Source organism: Cellulosimicrobium sp. MI9406 (assembly GCF_040595865.1).
Lineage (GTDB): Bacteria > Actinomycetota > Actinomycetes > Actinomycetales > Cellulomonadaceae > Cellulosimicrobium > Cellulosimicrobium funkei.
Genome location: NZ_JALIZI010000005.1, coordinates 82652 through 107980, shown reverse-complemented (window position 1 = coordinate 107980; position 25329 = coordinate 82652). Strand labels below are relative to the sequence as shown.

21 protein-coding genes are annotated in these 25329 nt (G+C 74.6%); 10 read left to right on the top strand and 11 right to left on the bottom strand.

All coding sequences use genetic code 11. The features are described from left to right. Positions 1-82: 82 nt before the first annotated feature. Positions 83-3691 (bottom strand): LamG-like jellyroll fold domain-containing protein, encoded by a 3609-nt coding sequence (locus MT994_RS10750; RefSeq protein ID WP_354806232.1) that lies wholly within the window; start codon positions 3689-3691, stop codon positions 83-85. 340 nt (positions 3692-4031) lie between these two features. On the opposite strand from MT994_RS10750, the gene MT994_RS10745 reads away from it, so the two are divergent. Beyond that, the gene (locus MT994_RS10745; protein WP_354806231.1) at positions 4032-4355 is read left to right on the top strand and encodes an STAS domain-containing protein; all 324 of its coding nucleotides are present in this window, start codon (positions 4032-4034) and stop codon (positions 4353-4355) included. A gap of 48 nt (positions 4356-4403) precedes the next feature. Here the strand turns inward: MT994_RS10745 and MT994_RS10740 are convergent, their stop codons facing one another. Next, on the bottom strand, positions 4404-4736 hold the full coding sequence (locus tag MT994_RS10740; RefSeq protein ID WP_354806431.1) for a UBP-type zinc finger domain-containing protein: 333 nt from the start codon (positions 4734-4736) through the stop codon (positions 4404-4406). 74 nt (positions 4737-4810) lie between these two features. Then, a complete protein-coding gene (locus MT994_RS10735) occupies positions 4811-5503 on the bottom strand; it encodes a hypothetical protein (RefSeq protein ID WP_021480893.1) in 693 nt (230 codons plus the stop codon). A gap of 254 nt (positions 5504-5757) precedes the next feature. Here MT994_RS10735 and MT994_RS10730 point away from each other — a divergent pair, with 254 nt between their 5' ends. Then, positions 5758-6543, top strand: coding sequence for a carbonic anhydrase family protein (locus tag MT994_RS10730; RefSeq protein WP_354806229.1), 786 nt, complete (start codon positions 5758-5760; stop codon positions 6541-6543). Positions 6544-6603: 60 nt separating this feature from the next. Here MT994_RS10730 and MT994_RS10725 read toward each other — a convergent pair whose 3' ends face one another. Next, positions 6604-7230 (bottom strand): hypothetical protein, encoded by a 627-nt coding sequence (locus MT994_RS10725; protein WP_354806227.1) that lies wholly within the window; start codon positions 7228-7230, stop codon positions 6604-6606. Between the two features lie 11 nt (positions 7231-7241). Beyond that, positions 7242-8390, bottom strand: coding sequence for a zinc-dependent alcohol dehydrogenase (locus MT994_RS10720; RefSeq protein WP_194216205.1), 1149 nt, complete (start codon positions 8388-8390; stop codon positions 7242-7244). 277 nt (positions 8391-8667) lie between these two features. Between MT994_RS10720 and MT994_RS10715 the strand changes: the two genes are divergently transcribed. From MT994_RS10715 to MT994_RS10705, 3 genes are all read left to right on the top strand, one after another. Continuing rightward, a complete protein-coding gene (locus tag MT994_RS10715; protein WP_158097151.1) occupies positions 8668-8811 on the top strand; it encodes a hypothetical protein in 144 nt (47 codons plus the stop codon). A gap of 131 nt (positions 8812-8942) precedes the next feature. Further along, positions 8943-11888, top strand: coding sequence for an AAA family ATPase (locus tag MT994_RS10710; protein WP_354806225.1), 2946 nt, complete (start codon positions 8943-8945; stop codon positions 11886-11888). A 3-nt stretch (positions 11889-11891) separates the two neighbouring features. Next, entirely contained in the window at positions 11892-12683 is a 792-nt protein-coding gene (locus MT994_RS10705) for a 2,3-bisphosphoglycerate-dependent phosphoglycerate mutase (protein WP_354806224.1), read from the top strand. A 57-nt stretch (positions 12684-12740) separates the two neighbouring features. On the opposite strand, the gene MT994_RS10700 is transcribed toward MT994_RS10705, so the two are convergent. Together MT994_RS10700 and MT994_RS10695 are read right to left on the bottom strand one after the other, a co-directional pair. Further along, positions 12741-13934, bottom strand: a complete 1194-nt coding sequence (locus MT994_RS10700) for a hypothetical protein (RefSeq protein WP_354806222.1) — start codon at positions 13932-13934, stop codon at positions 12741-12743. Continuing rightward, on the bottom strand, positions 13931-14614 hold the full coding sequence (locus MT994_RS10695) for a SigE family RNA polymerase sigma factor (protein WP_354806220.1): 684 nt from the start codon (positions 14612-14614) through the stop codon (positions 13931-13933). The genes MT994_RS10700 and MT994_RS10695 overlap by 4 nt, the downstream gene beginning before the upstream one ends. A gap of 165 nt (positions 14615-14779) precedes the next feature. On the opposite strand from MT994_RS10695, the gene MT994_RS10690 reads away from it, so the two are divergent. Together MT994_RS10690 and MT994_RS10685 are read left to right on the top strand one after the other, a co-directional pair. Further along, positions 14780-17014, top strand: a complete 2235-nt coding sequence (locus tag MT994_RS10690) for a SpoIIE family protein phosphatase (protein WP_354806218.1) — start codon at positions 14780-14782, stop codon at positions 17012-17014. A 142-nt stretch (positions 17015-17156) separates the two neighbouring features. Next, positions 17157-18248 carry a sigma-70 family RNA polymerase sigma factor gene (locus MT994_RS10685; protein WP_354806217.1) on the top strand — a complete coding sequence of 364 codons (1092 nt, stop codon included), beginning with the start codon at positions 17157-17159 and terminating at the stop codon, positions 18246-18248. An 11-nt stretch (positions 18249-18259) separates the two neighbouring features. Here the strand turns inward: MT994_RS10685 and MT994_RS10680 are convergent, their stop codons facing one another. Further along, a complete protein-coding gene (locus MT994_RS10680) occupies positions 18260-18742 on the bottom strand; it encodes a DUF1269 domain-containing protein (protein ID WP_021479816.1) in 483 nt (160 codons plus the stop codon). A gap of 52 nt (positions 18743-18794) precedes the next feature. Beyond that, positions 18795-19202 carry a hypothetical protein gene (locus tag MT994_RS10675; protein ID WP_086149493.1) on the bottom strand — a complete coding sequence of 136 codons (408 nt, stop codon included), beginning with the start codon at positions 19200-19202 and terminating at the stop codon, positions 18795-18797. Between the two features lie 136 nt (positions 19203-19338). On the opposite strand from MT994_RS10675, the gene MT994_RS10670 reads away from it, so the two are divergent. Continuing rightward, on the top strand, positions 19339-20616 hold the full coding sequence (locus MT994_RS10670) for an AI-2E family transporter (protein ID WP_354806215.1): 1278 nt from the start codon (positions 19339-19341) through the stop codon (positions 20614-20616). Between the two features lie 18 nt (positions 20617-20634). On the opposite strand, the gene MT994_RS10665 is transcribed toward MT994_RS10670, so the two are convergent. Then, positions 20635-21306 carry a GAP family protein gene (locus MT994_RS10665; RefSeq protein WP_354806213.1) on the bottom strand — a complete coding sequence of 224 codons (672 nt, stop codon included), beginning with the start codon at positions 21304-21306 and terminating at the stop codon, positions 20635-20637. Positions 21307-21465: 159 nt separating this feature from the next. Further along, positions 21466-21963 (bottom strand): DUF1269 domain-containing protein, encoded by a 498-nt coding sequence (locus tag MT994_RS10660; RefSeq protein ID WP_061268380.1) that lies wholly within the window; start codon positions 21961-21963, stop codon positions 21466-21468. Positions 21964-22143: 180 nt separating this feature from the next. Here MT994_RS10660 and MT994_RS10655 point away from each other — a divergent pair, with 180 nt between their 5' ends. Further along, entirely contained in the window at positions 22144-23481 is a 1338-nt protein-coding gene (locus MT994_RS10655; protein ID WP_354806211.1) for an ion channel protein, read from the top strand. Then, positions 23465-25252, top strand: a complete 1788-nt coding sequence (locus MT994_RS10650) for a SulP family inorganic anion transporter (RefSeq protein ID WP_354806209.1) — start codon at positions 23465-23467, stop codon at positions 25250-25252. Before MT994_RS10655 ends, MT994_RS10650 begins: the two co-directional genes overlap by 17 nt. Positions 25253-25329: the final 77 nt, after the last annotated feature.

The following is a 25329-nucleotide window of genomic DNA, read 5'->3' as shown; positions in this document are numbered from 1 at the left end:
GGTACGACGAGGGGCCGCCCCCCGCCCGTGACGGGCGGGGGACGACCCCGGGCCGGTGCCGCGCTGCGGCGCCGGTCGGCCGTCAGCCGCAGGTGGTCGCGCCGTACGGCGCGACGACCTCCGTGCTGACCTGCTCGCCGTCGACCGTCGCCGTGGCGGTGACGGTCGCCTCGCCCGCCTCCGCGGACGGGGCGCGCACCGCGAACGACTGGTACGCGTTCGCCCCCGGGGCCACGGCGGTGACCGCCTTGGTCCCGAACGGCGTGGCGAGCCTGACGTCCACGGGGACGTCCTCGCCGTTCGTCGCGCGCACGGCCACGTAGGCCTTGCCCGCGAGGCAGCGGGTCTCGGCCGTGACGGTCACGTCGAGCGTCGGCTCCTCGCCGTCGTCACCGGCGTAGACCTGGGCGACCTCGGCGTCGGACAGCGCGCGGTCGAAGACGCGCACGTCGTCGATCGTGCCCGGCCAGTAGTCGACCGGGTTGCCGCTCCACTGCCCGCGCCCGATCGTCAGCGGACCGGACGGCGCGGTGCCGCCGCACACGTCGGACTGGCCGACGAGCTCGCCGTTGACGTAGAGCTTGAGCTTCTGGTCGGCCGCGTCGCGGACGCCCACGACGTGGTACCAGTCGCCCAGCACGGGCTGCACGACGTACTCCGCGCGCGGCTCGCCGTCGTACGAGAAGGCCCACCGGCCGCCCCCGCCGTACTGGAGGTAGAACGCGCTCGAGCCCGTGACCGAGTCCTGGCCGACGATCGTCGACCACGCACCGCCGGGCGTCTTGTCGAGCTGGACCCATGCGGACACCGTGTAGGAACCGGTCGTGTCGACGACGGGCCCCTCGGTCGTGAACGACTGGTTCGTGCCGTCGAGCTTGATCGCGGACCCGCTGTCGCCGTGACCGGCGACCCACGTGCCCGTGCCCGACGCCGCGTGGTCGCCGACGCCGTCGGCCGCCGTCGTGCCCTGGCCCTCGTCGAACGACCAGCGGCCCGTGCCGGTCAGCCCCGGGGTGCCCGGGTCGACGGGCGCGGAGCCCTGCACCGCCGCCGCGACGACCCGCTCGTTGACGTCCTTGACGCGCGCGGCGTCCATCTTGAGCACGCGGCGGTCGTACGTCCAGAAGCCGTTCAGCTCGTTCTCGACGTCGGAGATCTCCGTGTACACCGAGCCGGACAGGTAGCACTGCGCCGGCCGCACGAGCTTCTCGGTGTTCTGCACGTACGCGTCGGTCAGCGCCTCGCTGTTTGCGACGCCCCCGTACGGGTTGGCGGACACGCCCGGCCACATGTGGCCCGGGACGCTCATCGAGAAGCCGCCGTGCTCGCCGTCGATCGCGGCGCGCGTGGCGTCCGGCTTCGGCAGGGCCGGGCCGGTGTACTGGTGCCAGTCGATGATGTCGCCCGTCTTGGAGTCACCCTTGGACGCGCAGCAGTTGTAGCCGGAGTGCGTGTTGAGGATGCGGCTCGGGTCGTACTCGTCGATCACGTTGCCGATCCGCGCCGTGTCGGCGAGGTTCCACTCGCCCCAGCCCTCGTTGAACGTCACCCAGCCGACGATCGACGGCACCGAGCGGTGCTGGTCGATGATCGTCTTCATCTCCTGCTCCCAGAAGACGCGCGACGCCGGGTCCGTGTCGCCGTTGTCGAACCACCCGCTCGGGATGTCCTGCCAGACCATGAGGCCCAGCGTGTCGGCGTGGTGGTACCAGCGGGCCGGCTCGACCTTGATGTGCTTGCGCACCGTGTTGAAGCCCAGGTCCTTGTGCGCCTGGAGGTCGAACACGTACGCCTCGTCGGACGCGGGCGTGTAGATGCCGTCCGGCCAGTAGCCCTGGTCGAGCGTCGACATGAGGAAGGTCCTCTCGCCGTTCAGCAGGATGCGCTGGACGCCGTCCACCTCGGAGACCTCGATCGAGCGCATGCCCGCGTACGACGCCACGGTGTCGGTCGAGTCCCCGTCGGTGAGCGTGACGTCGACGTCGTAGAGGTACGGGTCGTCGGGCGACCACAGGTGCGCGTCCGGGATCTCGACCGCGAGCAGCTCGTTCGCGGCGCCGGTCGCGGTCCCGACCTCGGTGCCGTCCGCGTCCCGCACGACGGCGGTGACCTGGGCGGCGTCGGACGCGGAGGCCGACTGCGCGGTCACCGCGAGGACGCCGGCCTCGACGTCGGGCGTCGTGACGACGGCGTCGATCGCCGCCACCGGGACGGGCTCCATCCACACCGTCTGCCAGATGCCCGACGTCGGGGTGTAGAAGATGCCGCCCGGGTTGAGCGTCTGCTTGCCGACGGCCTGGTTGCTGCCGTCCGTCGTGTCGACGACGCGCACGACGAGCTCCTGCTCCGCGCCCGCGACGAGCGCGTCGGTGACGTCGAACGAGAACGCGTCGTAACCGCCGCGGTGCGTGCCGACCTCCTGGCCGTTCACGTAGGCCGTCGCGACGTAGTCGACCGCACCGAAGTTCAGGCGCAGGCGGTTGCCGCTCCCGACCGCCCAGTCCTGCGGCACCTCGAACGTGCGGCGGTAGAACATGTCGTCCTCGCGCCGCTCGATGCCCGAGAGCGCGGACTCGACCGCGTACGGGACGACGATCTCCTCGTCCAGGTCACGGCCGCTCGGCACGGCGTCGTCGGACTCCGCCGCCTCGAACTGCCACACGCCGTTGAGGTTCTGCCACGCGTCGCGCGTGAGCTGGGGACGCGGGTACTCCGGCAGCGGGTTCGTCGGGTCGAAGTCGTCGGCCCACGGGGTCTGGATCCGGAACTCGGAACCGTTGGTGACCGGCAGGTTGAGCGGACCGACCTTCTCGCCGCCGACCGTCAGGTCGCCCTCGCCGTCGTAGACGAGGCGCGCGGTCGACGCGCGGTCGACGGGCTCGGCCAGCGTGATGCCGAGGACGTCGCCCTGCGCCACGACCTGCGCGACGGGCCACGCGAGCTGGTCGACCTGGACCTTGAGGTGGTCGACGAGGCTCTCGTCGACACCGCCCGCGGCACCCTCGAACGCCACGTTGAGGCTCGTGCCGTCGCTCTCGAGCGCGGCCTGCGCGGGGAAGACGACGAAGTCGTCGGGGTACGTGAAGGCGTCGGTCGGCACGATCTCACGTTGCTGCGAGGGGCTCTGCCACCGCAACCGGAGGTGCGACCCGCCGGTGTTCTGGAACATCTCCATGCGGAACGCGTACTCCTGGCCCGCCTGGAGCTGCACCGGCGCGGACGTCTGCTCGACGTCCCAGTCGTCGACCCAGTGGTCGATGACGAGCGTGTCGTCGATCCACAGCCGGAACCCGTTGTCGCCGATCGCGGAGAACGTGTACGCCTCGCTGTAGTCAGGCGTGATCTGGCCCGTCCAGCGCGCGGACGTGCGCTCGCCGCGGCCGGTGAGCTCGGCGAACGTCGGGACCAGGTTGGGGAACTCGATCCGCTGGTCGGGGATCGTGGCCCGGAGGTCGGTGAGCGGCCAGCCCGGTCCGCCGGACAGGAAGTACTCGCCCTTGAGCCCGTTGTCGAGGGCGAGGTCCTGGGCCGCGACGTCCTGCGTGGCCTCGTCGGTCGGGGCCGACGGCGTCGCGGTCGCCCCCGCCGCCGTCGCCACGGCCAGGGGCACCGTGAGCGCGGCGGCCAGTGCCGCCGCCAGGATCCTCGCCGGTCTGCCCCGTGGGGGTGCTACCGCTGTCATGGACTGCATCCGTGCTTCCTCCTCGTCGAGTGAATCCAGGGACTGCACGACGCGGCGGCGAACCGGGCACCGATGCTCCGGTGGTCGCCGTCCTCGGCGCACCGCACAACGTCTCCCCAGAATCAAACAACTTCCACCAGAAAAAGACAACAGGTCACACCACGGAACCCCGGATCGGGGTCGCGGGGGCAGGCGTCACGCCGCCCCGTCGGCGCGTGCGCGACGGGTCGAGGTGGTATGCGACCGTCTCGGGCGTGAGGGTCGGCAGCCCGCTGACGCCGCACGTGTGGGAGGTTGGAAGCCGACAGAGTTCCCGCGTCGGCCGGCCTCCACAGAAACAGGCACCCGCATGGCTCACGAGAGCACCCCGGCCGCACATCCCACCGACCCGCTGCACGGGGGCCTGCACGCGACGGCCGACACGTGGGAGCTCTGGGGCGAGGTCGACTACGCGGTCGTCCAGGCCGCCAAGCACCGCCTGGGGACGGCCGGTGGGCCACTGCACATCGACGCCTCGCGAGTCACGTTCCTGGACTCCGCCGGCATCGGCCTCCTCCTGATCGCCGCCGGCGCACCCGCCCCGCCGACGATCCTGGGCTGCAGCGACTACGCCCGAGACGCTCTCGCGCTCGCCGGAGCGACCGACCTGTTCCTGTGGAGCACCGCGCCCTGAGCACCGGCCGCTCCGCGGGCCTGTCCGGGCTGCGCCGGCAGCGCCCCGTCAGCGGTGGATGAGCGACGTCCAGTCGGGCGGCACGCGGTCGGCGGGGCCCGGTGACCCCTGCTCGGGCGGCCGGGACAGCGGCGCGGCGAGGTGCGGGCCCTCGAGCACCTGCTCGGTCTCGAAGTCCCAGTACCACTCTTCACCCGGCTCGAACGAGCGCATGAGCCGGTGGCCGGTCTCGTCGTAGTGCGCGGTCGCGTGCTGCGCGGGCGACGTGTCGCAGCAGCCCACGTGCCCGCACGTCGCGCACCGGCGCAGGTGCACCCACCAGCCGCCGGCCTCGTCGCACTCGGCGCACCCGGTGCCGCTCGGGGGCACCTCGACGCGCACGGCGGTGGCGAGGGCGGCCGCGAGCGCAGGGTCGTCGAGACCTTCGCCGTTGACGTTCGGCGCGCGGTCCGTCGTCACCGCGCCCCCGCCCCGGCGGCCCGGACGACCGGCGCCCACGCCTCGGGGTCGAGAGCAGGCGCGGGTTCTGCCGCAGCCCAGGCACGGCAGTCGTCGATCGTCGCGGAGAGCAGCGCGCGCAGGCGCTCGTCCGGGTCGCTCACGCACGCCTCGGCGATGCCCTGCACCGCCGCGGAGATGATGCTCGGTGCGGCGTCGCGCACGAACCGCGTGGGCCGCAGTCGCGCGCCCTCGCAGAACCGCTGCGCCCACCGCGCGGTGCGCGGGCAGCTCGCGAGCGCGTCGGCCGACTCGGCGCTCAGCGTGCCCGCGGGGCGGTCGTCGAGGACGTCGAGCATCTTCTCGGCACCGATGATCGCCACCGCGAGCGTCTGCTGCCGGTCCGCCGGGGCGATCGGCAGCGCCGTCACGGCGGCGCGCAGCGCGATGCGCACGTCCCAGTGCGGGTCGTCGCTCGTCAGCCCGATGACGGACGGGATGAGCGGCGCGAGCCTCGGGCGCTCCGGGTCGACCGTGAGGTCGTTCACGGCGCGCGCGAGCATCGCGAGCAGCGGGTGCGTGCATCGTGGATGGTCGCTCCAGCGCTCTCCCGCGAGATACGACGCGAGCTCCATGAAGCACGCGCCCTTCTTCGGGTTGCGGTGCTTGCCACGGCCCAGCATCGGCAGCATGTCGTAGGTGTCGGTCACGAGGTCACCCCCACAGCGGGTCCGGTCCTTCGTCCAGTCTGCGCCGGGGTCCCGCCGTTGGCAACGGGAGGAGTGACGCAGGACACACCACGATCGGTACGGGTCGTCCCGTACCGGCGCGCGCGGCCGTGTACGGAGACCACGTAGGGGTGTTGTCCAGCGTCTCGGGACGCTCCTAGCGTCCTGGAGGCGACCGAGCGACCGCCCGGCCGCGTCGGAACGACAAGGGGGAGGCGTCGAGGATGACTCGTGCCGTGCGCAGGACCGGAGTACGGGCGACCGCCGTGGGCGTCGCCGTCGTGGCGACGGGCTTCCTGGTCCCGGCGTCCGCCTCGAGCGGCTGGGACTACGCCGAGCGAGGACCGGAGACCTGGGGCGACCACTACCCGGCCTGCGAGGGCGCCGCCCAGTCACCGGTCGACATCCGTCGGGGGTCCGCCGTCGACGCCGACGGCACTCCCGTCGAGGACGTCACGCTGGACTACGCGCGGTCAAGCGAGGTGACGGTGCGGCACACCGGGCACACCGTGCAGGTCGACGTGCCGGCCGGCGCGGGCACGCTCGACGTGGGCGGCACCGCCTACGAGCTGCGTCAGCTCCACTTCCACACGCCGAGCGAGCACCGGCTCTCCGGGGTGGCGCAGCCCGTGGAGCTGCACCTGGTCCATGCCGCGCCGGACGGCGGCTTGGCGGTCGTGGGCCTGCTCTACCGCGAACGTGCGGCGGACGCGGCGCTGCGCCCGGTCCTGTCCGACCTGCCGGGCTCCCCGGAGGACGACGCGCGCCGGGTCAGGCTCGCCCTCGACCGCGTCGTCCCGGACGACCTGGACGTCTACTCCTACGCGGGGTCGCTCACGACGCCGCCCTGCTCCGAGACCGTCACGTGGTTCGTGGCGCAGGACGTCCGCTCGCTCTCGTCGGGACAGGTGAGCGGGTTGGAGGAGCTCTTCGACGGGCCCGAGTTCCCCCGGGGCAACGCGCGCCCGGTCCAGCCGCTCGGCGGACGACCGGTCCTCGCGACGGAGCTGGAGACGGACTGACCGCGGGTCGCGTCGCCGCGTCCCGCGCCGCCGGTCTCGGTGCCGGTCTCGGTGCCGGTCTCAGTGCCGGGCACGGCGCGCGAGCGCCCGGAGGGCCCACACCCCGACCCCGGCCGCCGCGACCCACGGCCCCGCCACGAGGACCGGGTCGAGGACCTGGTGCCGCGTGTCGACCCGCCCGCGCCGCGACCGGATCCCGTGCCCGTGGAGCTCGCCGACGACGCCGGTCTCGGTCACCGGGTCGTCCGGGTGCAGGGAGGCGAACGACCGCAGGTGGCTCTCGACGGCGTCGACGCGGTCGCCCGCGAGGAGCAGCAGCCAGTGGGCCGCCCGGCCCTCGCTGAACCGGCGGTACGCGTACCGCCGGACCGCACCGGACGCCCCGTGCAGCGGTGCCGACGTGCCGAACACGGGGGTCAGGTGCGCGTGCTCGACCGACCGCTCGCGCGGCCGGAGCTCGGGCTGCTGCTCCGGGACGTCCCAGTGGGCACCCGTGGCCGCGGGGTCGTAGACCTCGCGCGGGTACGACGGCCGGTCCTTCGGGTCGAGGTCGACGCCCCAGCCGGGGACGCGGGCGCGGAGCGCGTCGGCGTCCACGGGTCGCCGTGCGGGGCCGGCGACGTACGGCGTCTCGGTGGCCGGGGGCCGGGTCGCGGTGGTCGGGTCGAGCGGTGCGGCGTGCGTCATGGTGCTCCTCCTCAATCCTCGTCCACGACGACGACGGGCTTGATGCACCCGTCGAGCTTGGCGGAGAAGATGTGGTAGCCCTCGGCGATGTGCTCGAGCGGCACGTGGTGGGTGATGACGTCGCGCGGCGTGAGGTAGCCCGCGCGGACGTGCTCCAGGAGCCGGGGCCACTGCCGCTTCACGGGGGCCTGGTTCATGCGGAGCGTGAGCCCCTTGTTCATCGCGTCGCCGAACTTCACCGACGTGAACAGCGGGCCGTAGGCGCCCATGACGGAGACGGTGCCGCCCTTGCGCACGGCGTCGATCGCCCAGTTGAGCGCGACCGGCGACCCGGCCTGCAGCTTGAGCTTCGCGCTCGTGACGTGCTGGAGCAGGTTGCCGTCAGCCTCGGCCCCGACGGCGTCGATCACGCGGTCGGCGCCGAGCCAGTCCGTCTCCTTCTTGAGGTGCAGGACGACGTCGTCGACCTCAGTGAAGTTGACCGTCTCCGCGAGCGCGAACTCGCGGGCCTTGGCGAGCCGGTAGTCCAGGTGGTCGACGACGATGACGCGCGCCGCGCCGAGCAGCCACGCCGTGCGGGCCGCGAAGAGCCCGACCGGGCCGGCACCCAGGACGACGACGACGTCCCCCTCGGCGATCTCGGCGAGCTGCGCGCCGAAGTACCCGGTCGCGAGCGCGTCCGTGCACAGGAGCGCGTCCTCGGGGTGGAGCCAGTCCGGGATCACCGACGGCCCGACGTCCGCGAAGGGGACGCGGACGTACTGCGCCTGACCGCCGTCGTACCCGCCGGTCGTGTGCGAGTACCCGTAGATGCCGCCCACCGCCGTCGCGTTGGGGTTGACGTTGTGGCAGTTCGAGTAGAGGCCCCGCGCGCAGAAGAAGCACGAGCCGCAGTAGATGTTGAACGGCACCATCACGCGGTCCCCCACGCTGAGGTTCCGCACCGACGGCCCGACCTCCTCGACGACCCCGACGATCTCGTGGCCGAACGTGTGGCCGACCCGGGTGTCGGGCATCATCCCGTGGTAGAGGTGCAGGTCGGAACCGCAGATCGCCGCCCGCGTGACCCGGACGACGGCGTCGTTCGGGTGCTCGATCACCGGCTCCGGCTTCTCCTCGACCCGGACCTTGTACGGCCCGCGGTACGTCATCGCTCGCATGGTGGCTCCTCGGTGCTCGGCTGGTCTCCCAGCGTGCGCGCGACCCCGGCACCCGCATCTCAGGGCGGGGAGCACCGCGACCGCCCCAGGACCGGACACGGACGGACGCGCCGATGCCTTAGACGCGGGAGCCCACCTCAGACGCCTCAGGCCACGGGCGACGCTCGGCCTAAGGCACCCCCCGACGAACGGTGCGCGGTCGACCGATGCGACGGCCCGGTGCTCAGGACGACTGTGAGTCTCGGACAGGCAGGGAGCCTGGGAGACGGGGACGACCATGAGCACGCACATCGATCCGACGTTCGACGCGGACCTCGAGTACCGCGCCGAGCGCCTGCGGGCGGACCTGCGGCACGACGAGCCCGCGCTGCTGCACTGGTGGCGCGGCCGTCGTCGTCGCCACGACCACCCGGCGCGGTGACCGCGCCGCCCGACGCCGCCGACGAGGCACCTCTCGCCGGCGGCGTCGTCGTGTCCGGCGAGGGGTCCCGTCCGGCCGGGGGCGGCCGATCGGCTGGTCACGTGTCGGTGCCCGCTGCGAGGATGGGGACCGTGCCCCGACCCTCCACGCGCGCGCCCTTCGTGGCCCGCGCGGCCGAGCTCGACGTGCTCGCCGCGGCGGTCGAGCGCGCGCGCCGCGGCGAGCCGGGCGTCGTGCTCGTCGGTGCGGACGCGGGGGTGGGCAAGACGCGCCTGCTCACGCGCGCGGCGGAGCTCGCGGCCGGGACGGGCGCGACGGTGGTGTGGAGCCACTGCGTCGACCTCGGCGAGGTCGGCCTCCCCTACCTCCCCTTCTCCGAGGCGCTCACGACCCTGCGCGCCCAGCACCCCGCCGTCGACGAGACGGTCGCGGCCCGACCCGCGCTCGCACGCCTGCTCGACGCCGGCACCCCGGCCGACGACGAGCAGAGCCAGGGCGAGCGCCTCCAGCTCTTCGAGAGCGTCGCCGCCGCGATCGCGGCGTCCGGGACGCCCGAGGCGCCGCTCGTGCTCGTCGTCGAGGACCTGCACTGGGCGGACCCGTCGAGCCGCGACGTCCTGCGCTTCGTCGTCGCACGCCTGCGCGCGGAGCACGTCCTCGTCGTCGCGAGCTACCGCGCGGACGACCTGCACCGCCGCCACCCCCTGCGCCCGGTGCTCGCGGAGCTGCTGCGCCACCCGCGCGTCGAGCACGTGCAGCTCTCGCCCTTTACCGAGCGCGAGCTGCGGGAGTTCACGACGGCGCTCGCCGGCAGCCCGCTGCCGCCCGCCGCGTTCGAGTCCGTGCGCACGCGCTCCGAGGGGAACGCCTACTTCGCGGAGGAGCTCGTCGAGTCGGGCCTGGGCGACGAGCTGCCGTGGTCGCTCGCGGACGTGCTGCGCGCCCGTTTGGAGGGGCTCGACCCGGCCGTCCAGCACCTCGTGCGCGTCGCGTCGGTCTCGGGACGCCAGGTGAGCGAGCCGCTCCTGCGGGCCGCGCTGGCGCGGGACACCGACGCGGGCGAGCCCGCCGACCGGTCGTCCGGGCGCCCGTTCGACGCCGCGCTTCGCGAGGCCATCGCGCACCACGTGCTCGCGGTCGAGGGCGACGGCGCGCGCGACACGGTCGTGTTCCGGCACGCGCTGCTCGCCGAGGCGGTCGCGTCCGACCTGCTCCCGGGCGAGCGCGTCGGCGTGCACCGCGCGTACCTCGCGGCGCTCGACGACGACCCGGCGCTCGGCTCCCCCGCCCTGCGGGCCCACCACGCGCTCGCCGCGCACGACCTCCCGGCCGCGCTCACCGCGTCGCGCGCCGCGGCGCGCAAGGCGGCGCGCGTGCTCGCGCCCGCGGAGGAGCTCCGGCACCTCGAGCAGGTGCTCGCGCTGTGGCAGGCCGTGCCCGACGCCGCGACCCTCCTCGGCGAGGACCGCGTCACCGTCGCGCTCGCCGCCGCCGGGGCCGCGAGCCGCGCGGGCGAGCCGGACCGCGCGGTGGCGCTGGCGCGGCGCGTCGTCGAGGGCACCGCCGACGACCCGATGCGGCAGGCGTCGCTGCGGCACGTGCTGTCCCGGTACCTGCTCGGCACGGAGGAGGTCGAGGAGACCCTCGCGCACACCGAGGCGGCGCTCGCCGTCCTGCCCGTCGAGCCGCCGTCGCTCGACCGCGCGTGGACGCTGGCCATGCGGGCGCGCGCCGCGATGAACGCCGACCTCGACGAGCTCGCCGCCGAGGTCGCGGCCGAGGCGATCGACGTCGCGCACCGCCTCGACGCACCCGACGTGGAGGCCGACGTGCTGACCACGATGGCGATCCTCGAGGTCGCCGACGACGACCGCGCCGCCGTGCTGCTCGCCCAGGCCCGCGAGCGCGCGGTCGAGGCGGGCGACATCCTCACGGAGCTGCGCTGCTGGTACAACATCGCCGCGAACCGCTACTACGCGGGCCGCATCGACGAGGCCCTGCAAGTCACGGAGGACGGCCTCGACCGCGCGCGGGCGACCGGCCTCGGGTGGAGCGCGTACGGCGTCGAGCTGCGCCTGTTCCGCGACCTCGTCCGGTACGTGCTCGGCGACCTCACCCCCACGGACACCGCGGGCGAGACCATGCCCGAGGGCTCAGCGCCGCAGCTCTCGTGCGTCCAGCTCTACGCCGCCGTCGCGCGCGGTGACGCGGACGCGATCGCGCGGGGCACCGCGCTGCGCCGCGACTGGTTCCGGGACGGGCAGATCGCGCTCATCTCGGGCGGGTGCTCGATCGACGCCCTCACGTGGGCCGGGCGCCGCGACGAGGCGGTGGCGCTCGCCGTCGAGCTCGTCGACCACCTGGGGCGCACGTGGAGCGACTACTTCCTGGGCCGCATCTGGATCTCCGCCCTCGCGCTCGCCGCCCTCGCCGACGCCGCGGACGCCGCCCGCCTCCAGGGCGCGGCCGGGGCCGCCACCGTCCGGGAGCTCGTCGCCCGCGGGGCCGAGCTGCTCGACGCCGCCCGCACGACCGCCGAGCGCGGCCGCCCCCGCGGGGGGCGGCTCGGGCCGGAGGGCCGCGCGTGGCTCGCGCGCGCGGCGGCCGAGCACTCGCGCCTCACCGGGACGGACGACCCCGCGCTGTGGGAGGAGACGACGCGTCTCTTCGACTACGGCTACCGGTACGAGGTCGCGCGGTCGCGGTTCCGCTGGGCCCAGGCCCTGCTCGGGGCGGGCGACCGCAACGCCGCCGAGATCGAGGCGGCGCAGGCGCTCGAGGAGGCCGAGGCCATGGGCGCCGCGCCGCTCGCCGAGGCGGTCCGCGCGCTCGGGCGTCGGGGGCGCCTCGAGCTGCCCGGCGTCCGCCGGTCCACGACCGCCGTCCTCACCGAGCGCGAGGAGGAGGTCCTGCTGCTCGTCGCGCAGGGCCTGACCAACCGGCAGATCGGCGAGCGCCTGTTCATCTCCGGGAAGACCGTGAGCGTGCACGTGTCGAACGTCCTCGCCAAGCTCGGGGCGTCGGGGCGCGCCGAGGCCGTCTCGCTCGCGCACCAGCGCGGGCTGCTGGAGGTCTGACGCGTGGACCCGTCGCCCGGGGCGCTCGTGCTCGTGCGGCACGGGCAGAGCACGTTCAACGCGGGCGACCGCTTCACCGGGCTGCTCGACGTGCCGCTCTCCGACGTCGGGGTCGCCGAGGCGCGCCGCGCGGCGCGGCTCCTCGCGGACGCCGTCGCGCGCGAGCCCGCGCTCGCCCCGCGGCGCGTCGTGACCTCGCCGCTCGTGCGCGCGTCCGCGACGGCCGCCGTCGTGGCCGAGGCCCTGCCCGGGCCGCCGCCGCTCGCGGTCGAGTGGCGGCTCGTCGAGCGGCACTACGGCGCGTTCACCGACAAGCTGCGCGACGTCGTCCGCCGCGACTACGGCGAGGCCGCCTACTGGCGCTACCGCCGGTCGTACCTGCACCGGCCGCCGCCGCTCGCCGACGACGACCCGGCGCGCGCCCTCGTCGACGACACGCTCCTGCGCCTGCCCGACGCCGCGCGCGCCACCCTGCGGCCGGACGCCGAGTCCCTCGCGGACGTCGTCGAGCGCCTGCGCCCCTTCTGGGCCGCCACCCGCGCGCGGCTCCTGCACGGGGAGGCGGCGCTCGTCGTCGGGCACGGCAACTCGCTGCGCGCCCTGTCCGTGCTCGTCGACGACCTCACGCCCGAGGAGGTCCAGGAGCTCGACGTCCCCACCGGGCACCCGCTCGTCCACCGCTTCACGGCCGGGCCCGACGGCGCGCTCGTCCCCGAGGTCCGCGGCGGCACCTACCTCGACGCGCAGGGCGCCGAGCACGCGGTCACGGACCTCCGGGCCCGCGGGGGCACCTGACGGGCCCGTGCCGCCCGCGGCGGAACCTGGAGCCGAGCCCCCGCGCCGGGGTGGCGGTCACGGTCCGGCCGCGATCGCTTCGGCCCACTCCGCGAAACGCGCCGACGAGACCAGAGACACGTCGATCTGGCACTGGCGCCAGGCGTCCCCGTCCACACCGCTCGGGTCGAGGCCCCAGCGGCTCGGCAGCACGTCCGGCTCGGCCCCCCGCGCGGCGAGGCACGTCCGGAGCCCGGTCTCCTGCTCGTCCCTGGGCTCGGCGATGACCGGGAGGAGGCGGTCGAGGACCGACCGGTCGAGCACGGAGGGCGGCGCCTCGACCGGCACCACCTCGCGTGTCGACGGGTCGTACGAGAACCGGCAGGCTCGGTCCTGGCGCGAGTCGGTCAGCGGCGAGCCGCAGGTGTCGAGGGAGTTCGAGGTCCCGTCCGAGTACGTCGTGGAGGACAGGACGCCGCGGACGTCCGTCACCCGCCCCGCCTCCGGCCCGAAGAGCGCGGCGTTGAGGAACACCCCGCCCGCCCAGGCGTCGGGGAGCCGGAACGTCGGGCCGGTGGCGCCCGGCGGCTCCCCGGCCACGGCCACCCACGTCTGATGGCGGTCGCGCTCCCACGACGGGTCCGACCCGGCCGAGGTGCTGGACGACTGCACGCTCAGCACGAGCCCGTCCTCCCCGCCGGCACGCTGGAGCAGCATCAGGTGCTGGAAGCCGTCGTGCACGAGGGTCCCGGCGTCGTCGCCCCGGCGCAGGGCGGCGAGGTCGTCGTCGTCTCCCGCGAGGACCCGCAGACCCCGCGCATCCTCGCCGGCCGACGGCGCCGGGTCGTACTCGACGAGGAACCGCTCGCCGTCGCGCCACGCGCCGAGGCCGAGGTCGAGGACGTACGTGCCGTCGTCGCGCAGGTACGTGGCGGGCTCGGCGACGGCGACGACGCCGGGCGCGACGTCGACCGTGGTCGGCTCGTCGACGAGCACCTCGTACCCCGGGGAGCCGGTGACGACCTCGCGCGCGAGCTCGCGCACGCCGCCGGGGCCGCCCGCCGTGACGACGCCCGTCCCGACGAGCCCCAGCGCGACGACGCCCGCGACCCCCGCGAGGGACCGGCGGCGCTGCGCACCGCGCCGGCTCGACCGCAGGACCACGTCGAGGTCGAGCGTGGAGGGCGGGACGGCGTCGTCGGCCGAGCGTCGCAGCCGCAGGAGGAAGTCGTCGTCGGGCGGGGTGGGCGTCGAACCGGTCTCGCGGCTCATCGGGCTGTCCTTCCGCTGGTCGTGGGGGCGCCGTCGGCGGGGGCGCCGAGGAGGGTGCGGAGCCGGGCGAGACCGCGCGACGCCGTCGACTTCACGGTGCCGACGGGCATGCCGAGCTCGGCCGCGACCTCGTTCTCGCTGAGGTCGAGCAGGTGGCGCAGCACGACGACGCGCCGCTGCCGGACGGGGAGCGCGAGGAGCGCGCGCACGACGGCGTCCCGGTCGTCGACCGCGGCGGTGCCCGCCCCGCCGTCGCGCCCCACCGGACGGGCTGCTCTTTCGGCGGACGAGAGCTCGTCCGGCCCGGCGAGCACCTCGCGCCGGGTGCGCCGCCACGTGTCGATCCGCAGGTTCGCGAGGACGCGGCGCGCGTAGGCGAGCGGGTCGCGCTGCGCCGCGCGGGGCCAGGCGCGGTAGGTGCGCTCCAGGGCGTGCTGCGTGAGCTCCTCCGCGCGGTGCCGGTCCCCGCAGAGGAGGTACGCCATGCGGTGCAGGGGGTCGCGGGCCTCGCGCATGAACGCGGTGAACTCCTCGTCGCGCGTGCGGCGGGCGACCACGTCGACCTCGAGCGGCGCCTCGGGCGGCCACCCGTCGTCGGGCCCGCGCTCCTCGTCCCCCAGCACCCCGTCCCCCTGCTCGAGCACGAGCTCGTACCGCCCGGGGCGGTCCCGCGCGCTCACCGTGCCGCCCTGCTCGGCGGGCGGCCGCCGTCGTGTCGTCGTCTCACGAGCGGAACACGCAGCACCTGCCCGCGACGTTCCCTTCTGTCCGATTTCACCCCCGGCGCCGCGCCGCGCTGGGCGGGTTGCGCTGTTTGACCAGGCTCGTCCCGGTGATACTGGACCATGACCGACGCCCAGGCGATCCGCGAGCTCGTCCAGGCGGGGCTCGCCGAGCCCGCGGCGGACGAGTCGTTCGACCGCTTCGCGCGGCTCGTGCACCGGCAGCTCGGGGTGTCGTCGGCGCTCGTCACGCTGGTCCTCGACGACGAGGCGGTGCTGCCCGGCGCGCACGGCGTGCCCGAGCCGTACCAGTCGGCCCGCCGGACCCCCCGCAGCCACACGTTCTGCCAGTTCGTGGCAAACGAGGCGCGCCCGCTCGTGGTCGAGGACGCGCGCACCGTCCCCCACCTGGCCACGCTGCGGGCCGTCGACGACATCGGGGTCGTCGCCTACGCGGGCTTCCCGATCTTCGACCCGCAGGGCCGGGCGGTCGGGTCGCTGTGCGCGTTCGACGCGCGGCCCCGCACCTGGTCGGACGACGAGCTGGCGACGCTCGCGGACCTGGCGTCCGCGTGCACGTCCGAGCTCCGGCTGCGCCTGGCGCAGGCCCGCGCGAAGCGCATGCAGCGCGTCGCGCTCGCGGCGAACAAGCGGTCGCGCCTGCTCCTGGAGCTGTCCGAGTCGTTCGCCGCCGCGACGTCCGTCCGCGACGTCGCCGAGCGGCTGGCCGCCGTCGGGGCGGCCATCGGCGCGCGCTACGCCGGCCTCGCCCTGCTCGACGGCGGCGGCACCCGCCTCGAGTTCACGACGTTGGACCACCTGGAGCCGGGGGTCCCGGCGTCGTTCCGCCGCATGCGCGTGGACGCGGACCGGGCCGTGTCGACCGCGGCGCGGACGCGCGAGCCCCTGTTCTTCCGCGACCACGTGCAGTACGGCGAGCGGTTCCCCGAGGCCGCGTCGCTCATCGCGCCCGACACGGTCGAGGCGCGCTCGTTCGTGCCCGTGCTCGCGGACGACCGCCTCCTGGGCGTGGTGGCGCTCGCGTGGGACACGGTCCGCGAGTTCGACGACGACGCCGTGAAGACGGAGACGACGATCGCGTCGTACGTCGCGCACGCCGTCGAGCGCGTCCGTCTGCTCGAGGAGCGCCACCGCGTCGCGGCGACCCTCCAGGCCGCGATGCTCACCGAGCTGCCGCCGGTGCGCGGCGCGGAGCTCGCGGCGACGTACGCGTCCGCGACCCGCACGGACCAGGTCGGCGGCGACTGGTACGACGCGGTGGTGCTCGACGACGACGCGTGCGTGCTCATGATCGGGGACGTCACCGGGCACGACATGCGTGCCGCGGCGCAGATGGGCCAGCTCCGGTCGATGCTGCGGACGTTCGCCTGGTGCCAGGACGAGCCGCCCGCCGTGCTGCTGCGCCTGCTCGACCGCGCGAACCGCGGGCTCGCGCTGCACTCCAGCGCGACGGCCGTCGTCGTGCGGCTCGACCGCACCCCGCAGGGGTTCGACCTCACGTGGTCGAACGCCGGCCACCCCCCACCCCTCGTGCTGCGCGCCGACGGGACGGTCGACCCGCTCGAGTCCGCGCCCGACCTCATGCTGGGGGTGCTGCCGAGCACGCAGCGGCACGACCACCGCACGCGCCTCGCGCCGGGCGACACGCTGCTCCTCTACACCGACGGTCTCGTCGAGCGCCGCGGCACCTCGTTCGCCGAGCGCCTCGCCGGCCTGCGGTCCGTCCTCGGCGAGCACGCGGGCACCGCGACGTCGGCCGTCCCGGACGCGCTCGTCCGCCGCCTCGTCGCCGACCAGCGGGACGACGTCGCGGTCCTCGCCCTGCGCGTGCGGCACACGGTCCCGCGGGCGCCGGCGCCCGGGCGCCCGTCGGTGCTGACGCGGCCGGTCGAGCACACGTCGACGGCGATCGGCCCCGCGCGGCGGTGGGTCGACGACGTGCTCGAGAGCTGCGACGTGTCGCCCGCGGTCCGCCGCGTCGCGATGCTCCTGACGAGCGAGATCCTCACGAACGCGGTGCAGCACGGCACGACGCCGGTCCGGGCGGAGCTCGAGGTCGGGCACCGGGTGGTGTGGGTCGGCGTCGAGGACGGGTCGACGGCGCTGCCGCGGCTGCGCTCGCCGCGGCCCGAGGAGACGGGCGGCCGGGGCGTGCAGTTCCTCGAACGGTGCGCGTCGCGCTGGGGTGTCGACCTCCACGACGACCCGGCCGACGGCGGCACGGCCGAGGGTGACCCGGCCAGGGGCGGCAGGACCGGCGGCGGTGCGGCCGGCGACGACGCGGTCGACGGCCGCGCGGCCAAGACCGTCTGGTTCGAGCTGGACCTCGACGGCTGACCCGGACGGTCGTCCGGTGCCCCTGTGCGGTGTCGGAGGGCGGCGGTAGCGTGTGTGAGGTGGGCCACTCCCCCCGGGCACCGCGCGCGATCCCGTGACCCCTCGTGCACGTCGAGACGACCGAGTCCTGAGAGGCAGCACCATGACCGACCTCGCCACCCCCGCGACCCTGCGCGGCGACGCCACCGCGACCGCCGCCGCCCCCGTTGGCGCCCCTGCCCCTCTGCCCGACCGCGAGCACCTCGACGCCGTCCTCGACGGCCACCGGCGCGAGCTCACCGGCTACTGCTACCGCATGCTCGGGTCGTCGTTCGAGGCCGACGACGCCGTGCAGGAGACGTTCCTGCGCGCGTGGCGGTCCTACGACCGCTTCGAGGGCCGCTCGGCCCTGCGCTCGTGGCTGTACCGCATCGCGACGAACGTGTGCTTCGACGCGCTCGGTGCGCGCAAGCGGCGCGAGCGCCCGATGGGCCTGGGCGGACCCCAGGCCCCGGAGCTGGAGAACCTGGGCCAGGTGCTGCCGGAGGAGACGTGGGTCGAGCCCGTCCCCGACGACCGGGTGCTCCCGCACGACGGCGACCCGGCGCAGGTCGCGGTGGGGCGCGAGAGCATCCGCCTCGCCTTCGTCGCCGCCCTCCAGTTCCTGCCGCCGCGCCAGCGCGCGGTGCTGCTGCTGCGCGAGGTGCTGCGCTGGCAGGCGAGCGAGGTCGCGGAGCTCCTCGACACGACGGTGGCCTCGGTGAACAGCGCGCTGCAGCGCGCCCGCGCCACGCTCGCGGCGCGCGCGCACTGGGACAGCTCGGGTCTGGGCGACGAGACGGGGTCCGCCGCGCCGGTCGCGGCGAACGCGGGCCTCGGCGACGAGGAGAAGCTCCTGCTCGAGCGCTACCTCGACGCGTTCGAGCGCTACGACATGGACGCGCTGGTCGCGATCCTGCACGAGGACGCGACGCTGTCGATGCCGCCGTACCCGCTGTGGATGCGCGGCCCGGCGGACATCGTCACGTGGATGACCGGGCCGGGCCACGAGTGCGAGGGCTCGCGGATGGTCCCGGTCGCGGTGAACGGCACGTTCGGGTTCGGCCAGTACCGCCGCGCGGCCGGCGGCGGTCACGAGCCGTGGGCGCTCCAGGTCGTCGAGACGGAGGGTGGCCGCGTCACGGCCATCAACGCGTTCCTCGACACGGCCTCGTGGTTTCCGCTGTTCGGGCTCCCGGAGCGCCTCGACGACTGACGCGCCGCGGGTCAGCCGAACGTCTCGAGGAGCGTGCTCCGCTCGGCGTCCGTGAGGTTCGTCGCGACGAGCGTGCCGTGGACCCCGTGGAACCGCTCGCCGACGCGGTCGAGGTCGCCGTCCTCGGTGACGACGAACAGCGCCGACGTCCCGGGCGTCACGCCCTCGCGGATCCGGTCGAGCTGGTCCTTGTCGATCCCCACGGCCTCCATCGCCTTCGTCGACGCGCCGATCGCCGCCCCGGCCGCGGCGCCCAGCACGGGCGCGAAGAACAGCGACCCGAGCAGCAGGCCCCAGAAGGCGCCCCAGCCCGTGCCGCGCCACTCGTCCTGGTGGCCGTGGCGCGTCGTCGGCTTGGCGGCGCCCTCGGGCCACGACACGACGGCGGTGTCGACGATCTTGACGGCGTGCTCCGACGCGGAGTCGTGCAGGATCCGGGACGCCGCGTCAGCGCCCTCCGGAGAGTCGAACTTCCATACGGTGAACGTGGCCATCGTCCGCTCCCTCTGTCGGCCGATCGGTTTGCGACGCCCAGGCCGGGCGACGTCAGCGTGCGGCGCGCTCGGCCTCGTCGCCGTGGACGACGAGCGCCCACAGGACGAAGACGTCGAGCACGATTGTGATGAGCGACCACCACGGCGTGACCTGCAGGGTCGTGAACTGCGCGATCGCGTTGACGACCACGAGCACGATCGCGACCATGCGCGCCCAGCCCTTGCCGGACAGCAGCGCGAAGCCGGTGAGGACGAGCAGCACCCCGATGACGAGGTGGATCCAGCCCCACGTCGACACGTCGAGGACGACGATGCCCGCGTCGGAGACGCCGACGAGGCTGTTCGGGGAGAACACGGCGACCAGGCCGCTGATGGCGTTGAAGAAGCCGATCGTGACGAGCACGATGCCGGCGAACCACACCCAGCCGACCCATGCCGTCACCTGTGACGAGCGTGCCATGCCATCCTCCTGAGAACCGTGGAGCCCCGACCGGACGAGAGTGCGGATCGATCGTGGCACCGGCCGCCCGGTTCGGCATCCGGAAGGTCGGCGCGTCCCGGGACCGCTGCCCGGCGGCCCCGCTAGGTTCGTGGCCATGACGACGCCGCCCTCCACCGACGACCCGTGGTCGGGCGTCCCGGACGCCGGCACCCGCCCGGTCCAGCACGACTCGCGACGGCCGCCGCGCTGGGTGCCCCGCGCGCTCGCGATGGCCGTCGTCGCCGTCTTCGTCGGCGTCTTCGCCTGGTACGCCCTCGGTCAGCTCAAGGCGCTGGGCGTCAACATCCTCATCGCGTTCTTCGTCGCGCTCGCGCTCGAGCCGATCGTCGTCTGGCTCGTGCGGCACGGCTGGCGGCGCGGCGCGGCCGCCGCCGTCGCGCTCCTGGGGTCGCTCGTCGGGATCCTCGTCGTGCTCGCCCTGTTCGGGAACCTGTTCGTCCAGCAGCTCGTGCAGCTCGTCCAGTCGATCCCGGCGCTGTACGCGAGCATCCAGGACTTCGTCGCGGACCGCTTCGACGTCGTCATCCCGGACTCCGACGACCTCCTCAAGCAGGTCATCAACGACTTCGGCGACGACGTCGCGTCCGGCGCGATCGTCGTGACGACGACGATCGTCGGCGGGGTCTTCGCGAGCCTGACGATCCTCCTCGTCACCTACTACCTCCTCGCGGCGGGACCGCGGTTCCGGGCGGCCGTGTGCCGCTGGCTCACGCCGAACCGGCAGGAGGAGGTGCTGCGCCTCTGGGAGATCACCCAGGTCAAGGTGTCGGACTTCATCAACTCGCGCATCGTGCTCGCCGCGCTGTCGAGCGTGTTCACGTTCGTCTTCCTGCTGATCCTCCAGACGCCGTACGCCCTGCCGCTCGCCGTGTTCACGGGCGTCGTCTCGCAGTTCGTCCCCACGATCGGCACGTACATCGGCGGCGCGCTGCCCGTCGCCGTCGCGCTCACGTCGCAGGGGCTGCCGCAGGCCCTGGGCGTGCTCGCGTTCATCATCGGGTACCAGCAGCTCGAGAACCTCTACTTCTCGCCCAAGGTCTCCGCCCGGGCGCTGGAGATGAACCCGGCGGTGAGCTTCGTCGTCGTGCTCGCGTTCGGCGCGGTGTTCGGCGCGCTGGGCGCGTTCCTCGCCCTGCCCATCGCCGCGACGATCCAGGCCGTCGGGAACACCTACCTCCAGCGGCACGAGCTCATCGAGTCGCACATGCTCCACGACCCGGACGCCGAGGGCCACGGCCCGGCCCGGGGCAAGGGCGACGGGAAGAACAGGGACGACGACGGGCGCACCACCCGCCGCCGACGCCGCAACCGCGAGGCGAACCTCGAGGCCGAGCGCACGGTCGACGAGCGGCGCGCCGAGGGCATCGACTAGCGGGACGGTCCGGCGTGGTCAGAGCGCCGCGATGCCGTCGCCGAGCAGCTTCGCCCCGAGGACGAGCAGCAGGACGGCCATGATCACCGCGTTGTTGTGGGTCATCCAGGCCTTGAGCGCGTCGAGCATCGTGGCCGCGCGGGCACCCATGAACAGGTAGATGAAGACGGGCGCCGCCACCCCGATGCTCGCCACGACGGCGAACACGACGGCCGCGACGACCTGGGCGGTCGTGTCGTCCGGCGCGGCCGACGCGATCGCGGCGCCGCCCGAGACGACGAGCAGCAGGTTCTTCGGGTTGACCGCGCCGAGGAGCACGGCGAGCCCGGCGGCCTTGACGGGCGTGAACGCGTCGATCGCGGTCATCCAGCGGGGCGCGGGCGGGTCGGCGCCCTCGCGCGGGCGCCCCCGCCACTGCTTGAGCGCGAGCAGGAGCAGCAGCACGCCGAGGACGAGCTTGAGGATCGCCGCCCAGAGCGGCGGTCCGCCGTCCTGCGGGACGGCGGACCCCGCCACCAGGGCGACGACGAGCGTCACCGCACCGACCGCGACGAACCAGCCGACGAGGAACGCGAAGGCGTTGGCCTTCGCGCGCCCGCTCACGAGCATGAGCACCACGGCGACGATCGGCAGCGGGCTCACGAGCACGCCGACCGCGACGGGGAGGGACTGGCCGATCGCCGCGCCCACGGGCGGCCTCCTTCGTGGTCCGGTCCCGGGCGGGACGGCGGGAGCTACGGGAACGACGGCGCGCGGACGGAGGCGCGCGAACGGGCGAGGTGCCCGACGGCGTCACGCACCGCCGTCGGGCACCTCACCCGTGCGGCCTCGCCGCGGGCCCTGGACCGCTCAGGCGTTCTCGTCGAAGGCCGCGCGGAGCTTGGCCTCCTCGTCGGCGGAGAGGTTCGTCTGGATGAGCTCGCCGTGGATGCCCTCGGCCTGGAGCGCCTCGTGCACGCGGTCGACGACGGCGCCCGACGTGAGGACGAACAGCGCGGACGTGCCCGGCGTGACCTTGCTGCGCACGGAGTCGATGAAGTCGTCGTCGATGCCGACGTCCGTCAGCGCGCCGGCGATGGCGCCGGACGCCGCACCGATCGCGGCGCCCAGGAGCGGGACGAAGAACAGGAGCCCGAACAGCAGGCCCCAGAACGTCCCGCCGAGCGCGCCGATCGCCGTCGTGTTGTTCCCCTGGCGCGTCTTCGGCTTCTTCTTGCCCTCCTCCCAGGACACGGTGGCCGCGTCCTGGACCTGGATGAGCTCCTGCTTCTGGAGGGCGAGGAGCGCGTCCTCGGCGCGCTGGGCGCCCTCGGGGGTGTCGAACTTCCACACGGTGAGCGTTGCCACGTCAGACCTCGTTCCGGATCGTTCGTTCGGCGGGGGCGCGCCGTCGCGCCCCGTGACGCGTCGAACGTATCCCCGCGTCCCGGGTCGCGCGCGGCGAGCATCCGCGTCCCGCGCGGCCGCGAGGTGAGGGATGCCGAGGCTCCGGATGCGGTGCGACCACCCCCGTGGTTCTCTTCCCGTGTGTCCGACGCACCGGCTGCCGGGACGACGTCGGGTCGCCTCCTGCGCTCGGTGGTGCCGGCCCTCGTCGTCGGGATCGTCAGCGCCCTGACGCTGCTCGCGCTCTCCGAGCTCGCGACGTGGATCCAGCACCTCGTGTGGGACCGGCTGCCGGAGGCGTGGGGGGTCGCGAGCACGCGGACGTGGTGGACCGTCCTCGTGCTGACCGTCACCGGGCTGCTCGTGGGCGCCACGGTCCGGTGGGCACCGGGGCACGCGGGCGTCGACCCCGCGACGACCGAGCTGGTCTCCGAGCCGCTCCCCCTGCGCGCCCTGCCCGGCCTCGCGCTCGCCCTCGTCCTCGGCCTCGCCGGCGGCGTGAGCCTCGGGCCCGAGAACCCGATCATCGCCCTCAACGTCGCGCTCGCCGCGTGGTTCCTCTGCCGCCCCCGGTTCGGCGTCCCCGTCCCGGGCGCCGTGGCGCTCGCGATGGCCGGGACCATCGGCGCGATGTTCGCCACCCCCGTCGCGGCGGCGCTCGTCCTCACGGAGAGCTTCGCGGAGCGCGGCGGGCAGAGCGGCCCCCTGTTCGACCGGCTGTTCGCGCCCCTGGCCGCGGCCGGTGCGGGGGCCGTCACCATGACGGCGGTCGGGGCCCCGACGTTCTCCGTCGACCTGCCCGACTACCCCGGACCGGCCCTCGGCGACGTCGCGAGCAGCGTGCTGATCGGCGCCGTCGCGGCCCTCATGACGGCGCTCGCGGTGGTCGCCCTCCCGGTCGTGCACAGGCTGTTCCACCGCCTCCGCAGCCCGGTGCTCGCGCTCGGTGCGGGCGGCCTCGTCCTCGGTCTGCTCGGGCTCCTCGGCGGGCCGCTCACGCTGTTCAAGGGCCTCGACGAGATGAAGGAGCTCGCGCAGCAGGCCGACACGTACGCCTGGTCCACGATCCTGCTCATGGCGGTCGTCAAGGTCGCGGCGCTCGTCGTCGCGGCTGCTGCCGGGTTCCGAGGCGGCCGCATCTTCCCCGCGGTGTTCATCGGCGTCGCCCTGGGCCTCTCGGCGTCGTCCCTCGTCCCCGCCGTGCCGCCCGCGATCGCCGTCTCCGCCGCCGTCCTCGGCGCCGTCCTCGTCGTGGCGCGCGACGGCTGGCTCGCCCTCTTCATGGCGGCCGTCACCGTCGGCGACGTGCACCTGCTCCCGGTGCTCTGCGTGGCCGTCCTGCCGCTGTGGCTCGTCGCCCGCTCGATGCCCCCGCTGCGCGTCGACCTCCCCCCGGGGACCCCCGAGTTCCCCGCGCTCGCCACCACCCCCGGCCCGGCACACACGGCGGAGGGCGGTGGTCGTGGCGGAGCGCGGTGACGACGACGCGACGACCGACACCGGCGCCGGCGCCGAGGCCGAGGTCCACGCCGACCCCGGGGCCGCGCCACCGCCCGGGCGGCGCGGGGCGGCCGGGCTGCTGCGGCGCGCGGGGCGACCGAGCCGCTCCGACGTCGTCTCGGGCATGGTGACCGGGCTCTTCTCCATCCCCGAGGGCATGGCGTACGCCTCCATCGCCGGGTTCAACCCGGTCGCGGGCCTCTACGCGGGCATCGTGCCCGCGATCGTCGGCTCGCTCACCGCGCGGACCGTCCTCATGATCACGACGCTCACGAGCGCCATCGCGCTCACGTCGCAGAGCGTGCTCGCGTCCGCCGGCCTGGAGCCGACCGACCCCGCCAACGTCGCGACGCTGACGATCATGGTCGGCCTGGTGATGCTCGTGCTCGGCGCGCTGCGCCTCGGCGCCGTGATGAGCTTCGTCTCCAACGCCGTCATGGTGGGCTTCTCGACCGGCATCGCGCTCCAGATCATCACAGGGGTCCTCGGCGACGCGACCGGGTACGACCCGCGCGGCGACAACCGGCTGTACCAGCTCGGCGACTGGCTCGTCCACGTGACGTCGTGGGACCTCGCGTCCACGCTCGTCGCGGCAGTGACCGTCCTCGTGTGGGCGCTGGCCCGGTCGGTCCGCCGCCTCGTGCCCGTGGCGCTCCTCGTGTCCCTCGTCGTCGTGACCGTCGTCGTGGTCGCGGCAGGCATCGACGTGCGCCAGGTCGCCGACATCGCCTCGATCCCGTCCGCCCTCCCGGGCCTGTCGCTGCCCGACCTCTCGGTCGCGCCCGCACTCGTCGGGGGCGCCGTCGCCGTCGCGCTCGTCGCGCTCGCGCAGGCCGCGTCCATCGCGCCGTCGATGCCCAACCCCGACGGCTCCCGGTCGGACACCAACGCCGACTTCCGCTCGCAGGGCTGGGCCAACGTGGCCGGCGGCCTCTTCCAGGCGCTGCCCAGCGGCGGCTCGATGTCCCGCACGGGCGTCGCCGCCGAGGCGGGCGCCCGGACCCGCTGGGCGGGCGTCGTGAGCGGCGTGTTCCTCGCGCTCGTCGTGCTGCTCCTCGGCGGCCTGGCCGAGCTCATCCCCATGCCGGTGATCGGGGGGCTCATCCTCGTCGTCGGCGGCGAGCTCGTCCGGGGCAAGCGCCACGAGATCCTCCTCGTGCTGCGGACGTCGCCCCTGTCGTCGCTCGCGATGGTCGTCACGTTCGCCGCGACGACCCAGCTCCCCCTCCAGCAAGCCATCGTCCTCGGCGCGGTCCTGTCGCTCCTGCTGTACTGCGTCCAGGCGGCGCGCCAGTCCCGCCTCGTCCTGCTCACCCGGGAGCCCGACGGGCGCTGGCGGACGTCGCGGCGGACGCCCGCGCGGCTGCGCTCCGGCGAGGTCACCGTGCTCGAGTTCGCGGGGACGTCGTTCTTCGCCTCGCTCCCCCGCATCGAGGACCAGTTCCCCGACGGCTCCGGCGCTGAGCGCGCCGTGCTCGTCCTCGTGCTCCGGACGCTCCCCGACATCCCCTCCTCGGCGGTGATCGACCTGTTCCACCGCACCGCCCGACGGCTCGCCGCGCAGGGGAACCGGCTCGTCCTCGTCGGGGTGACCCCCGCGATGCGCAACCTCCTGGAGCGGACCGGCACCGTGGACGAGCTGGGCGCCGACGCCGTCGTCGACGCGACCGACGAGGTCCTGGGAGCGCTGGAGGCGGGGTTCCGCGACGCCGAGCGCTGGGCGCGCCGGGAGGACGCCGGGTCGGCCTAGGCGACCCGGGTGGTCGGCGGCCTCTCGGGCGCGTCGCGGCTTCTCGGCGGGCGGTCAGCGGCTGGTCAGCGGCACGG

Bases quoted from the DNA above. Each gene is read 5' to 3' on its own strand.
- MT994_RS10700 (WP_354806222.1), bottom strand. From the start codon at position 13,934: ATGAGCCGCGAGACCGGTTCGACGCCCACCCCGCCCGACGACGACTTC.
- MT994_RS10690 (WP_354806218.1), top strand. From the start codon at position 14,780: ATGACCGACGCCCAGGCGATCCGCGAGCTCGTCCAGGCGGGGCTCGCC.
- MT994_RS10715 (WP_158097151.1), top strand. From the start codon at position 8,668: ATGAGCACGCACATCGATCCGACGTTCGACGCGGACCTCGAGTACCGC.
- MT994_RS10745 (WP_354806231.1), top strand. From the start codon at position 4,032: ATGGCTCACGAGAGCACCCCGGCCGCACATCCCACCGACCCGCTGCAC.
- MT994_RS10725 (WP_354806227.1), bottom strand. From the start codon at position 7,230: ATGACGCACGCCGCACCGCTCGACCCGACCACCGCGACCCGGCCCCCG.
- MT994_RS10685 (WP_354806217.1), top strand. From the start codon at position 17,157: ATGACCGACCTCGCCACCCCCGCGACCCTGCGCGGCGACGCCACCGCG.
- MT994_RS10720 (WP_194216205.1), bottom strand. From the start codon at position 8,390: ATGCGAGCGATGACGTACCGCGGGCCGTACAAGGTCCGGGTCGAGGAG.
- MT994_RS10750 (WP_354806232.1), bottom strand. From the start codon at position 3,691: ATGCAGTCCATGACAGCGGTAGCACCCCCACGGGGCAGACCGGCGAGG.
- MT994_RS10680 (WP_021479816.1), bottom strand. From the start codon at position 18,742: ATGGCCACGTTCACCGTATGGAAGTTCGACTCTCCGGAGGGCGCTGAC.
- MT994_RS10675 (WP_086149493.1), bottom strand. From the start codon at position 19,202: ATGGCACGCTCGTCACAGGTGACGGCATGGGTCGGCTGGGTGTGGTTC.
- MT994_RS10670 (WP_354806215.1), top strand. From the start codon at position 19,339: ATGACGACGCCGCCCTCCACCGACGACCCGTGGTCGGGCGTCCCGGAC.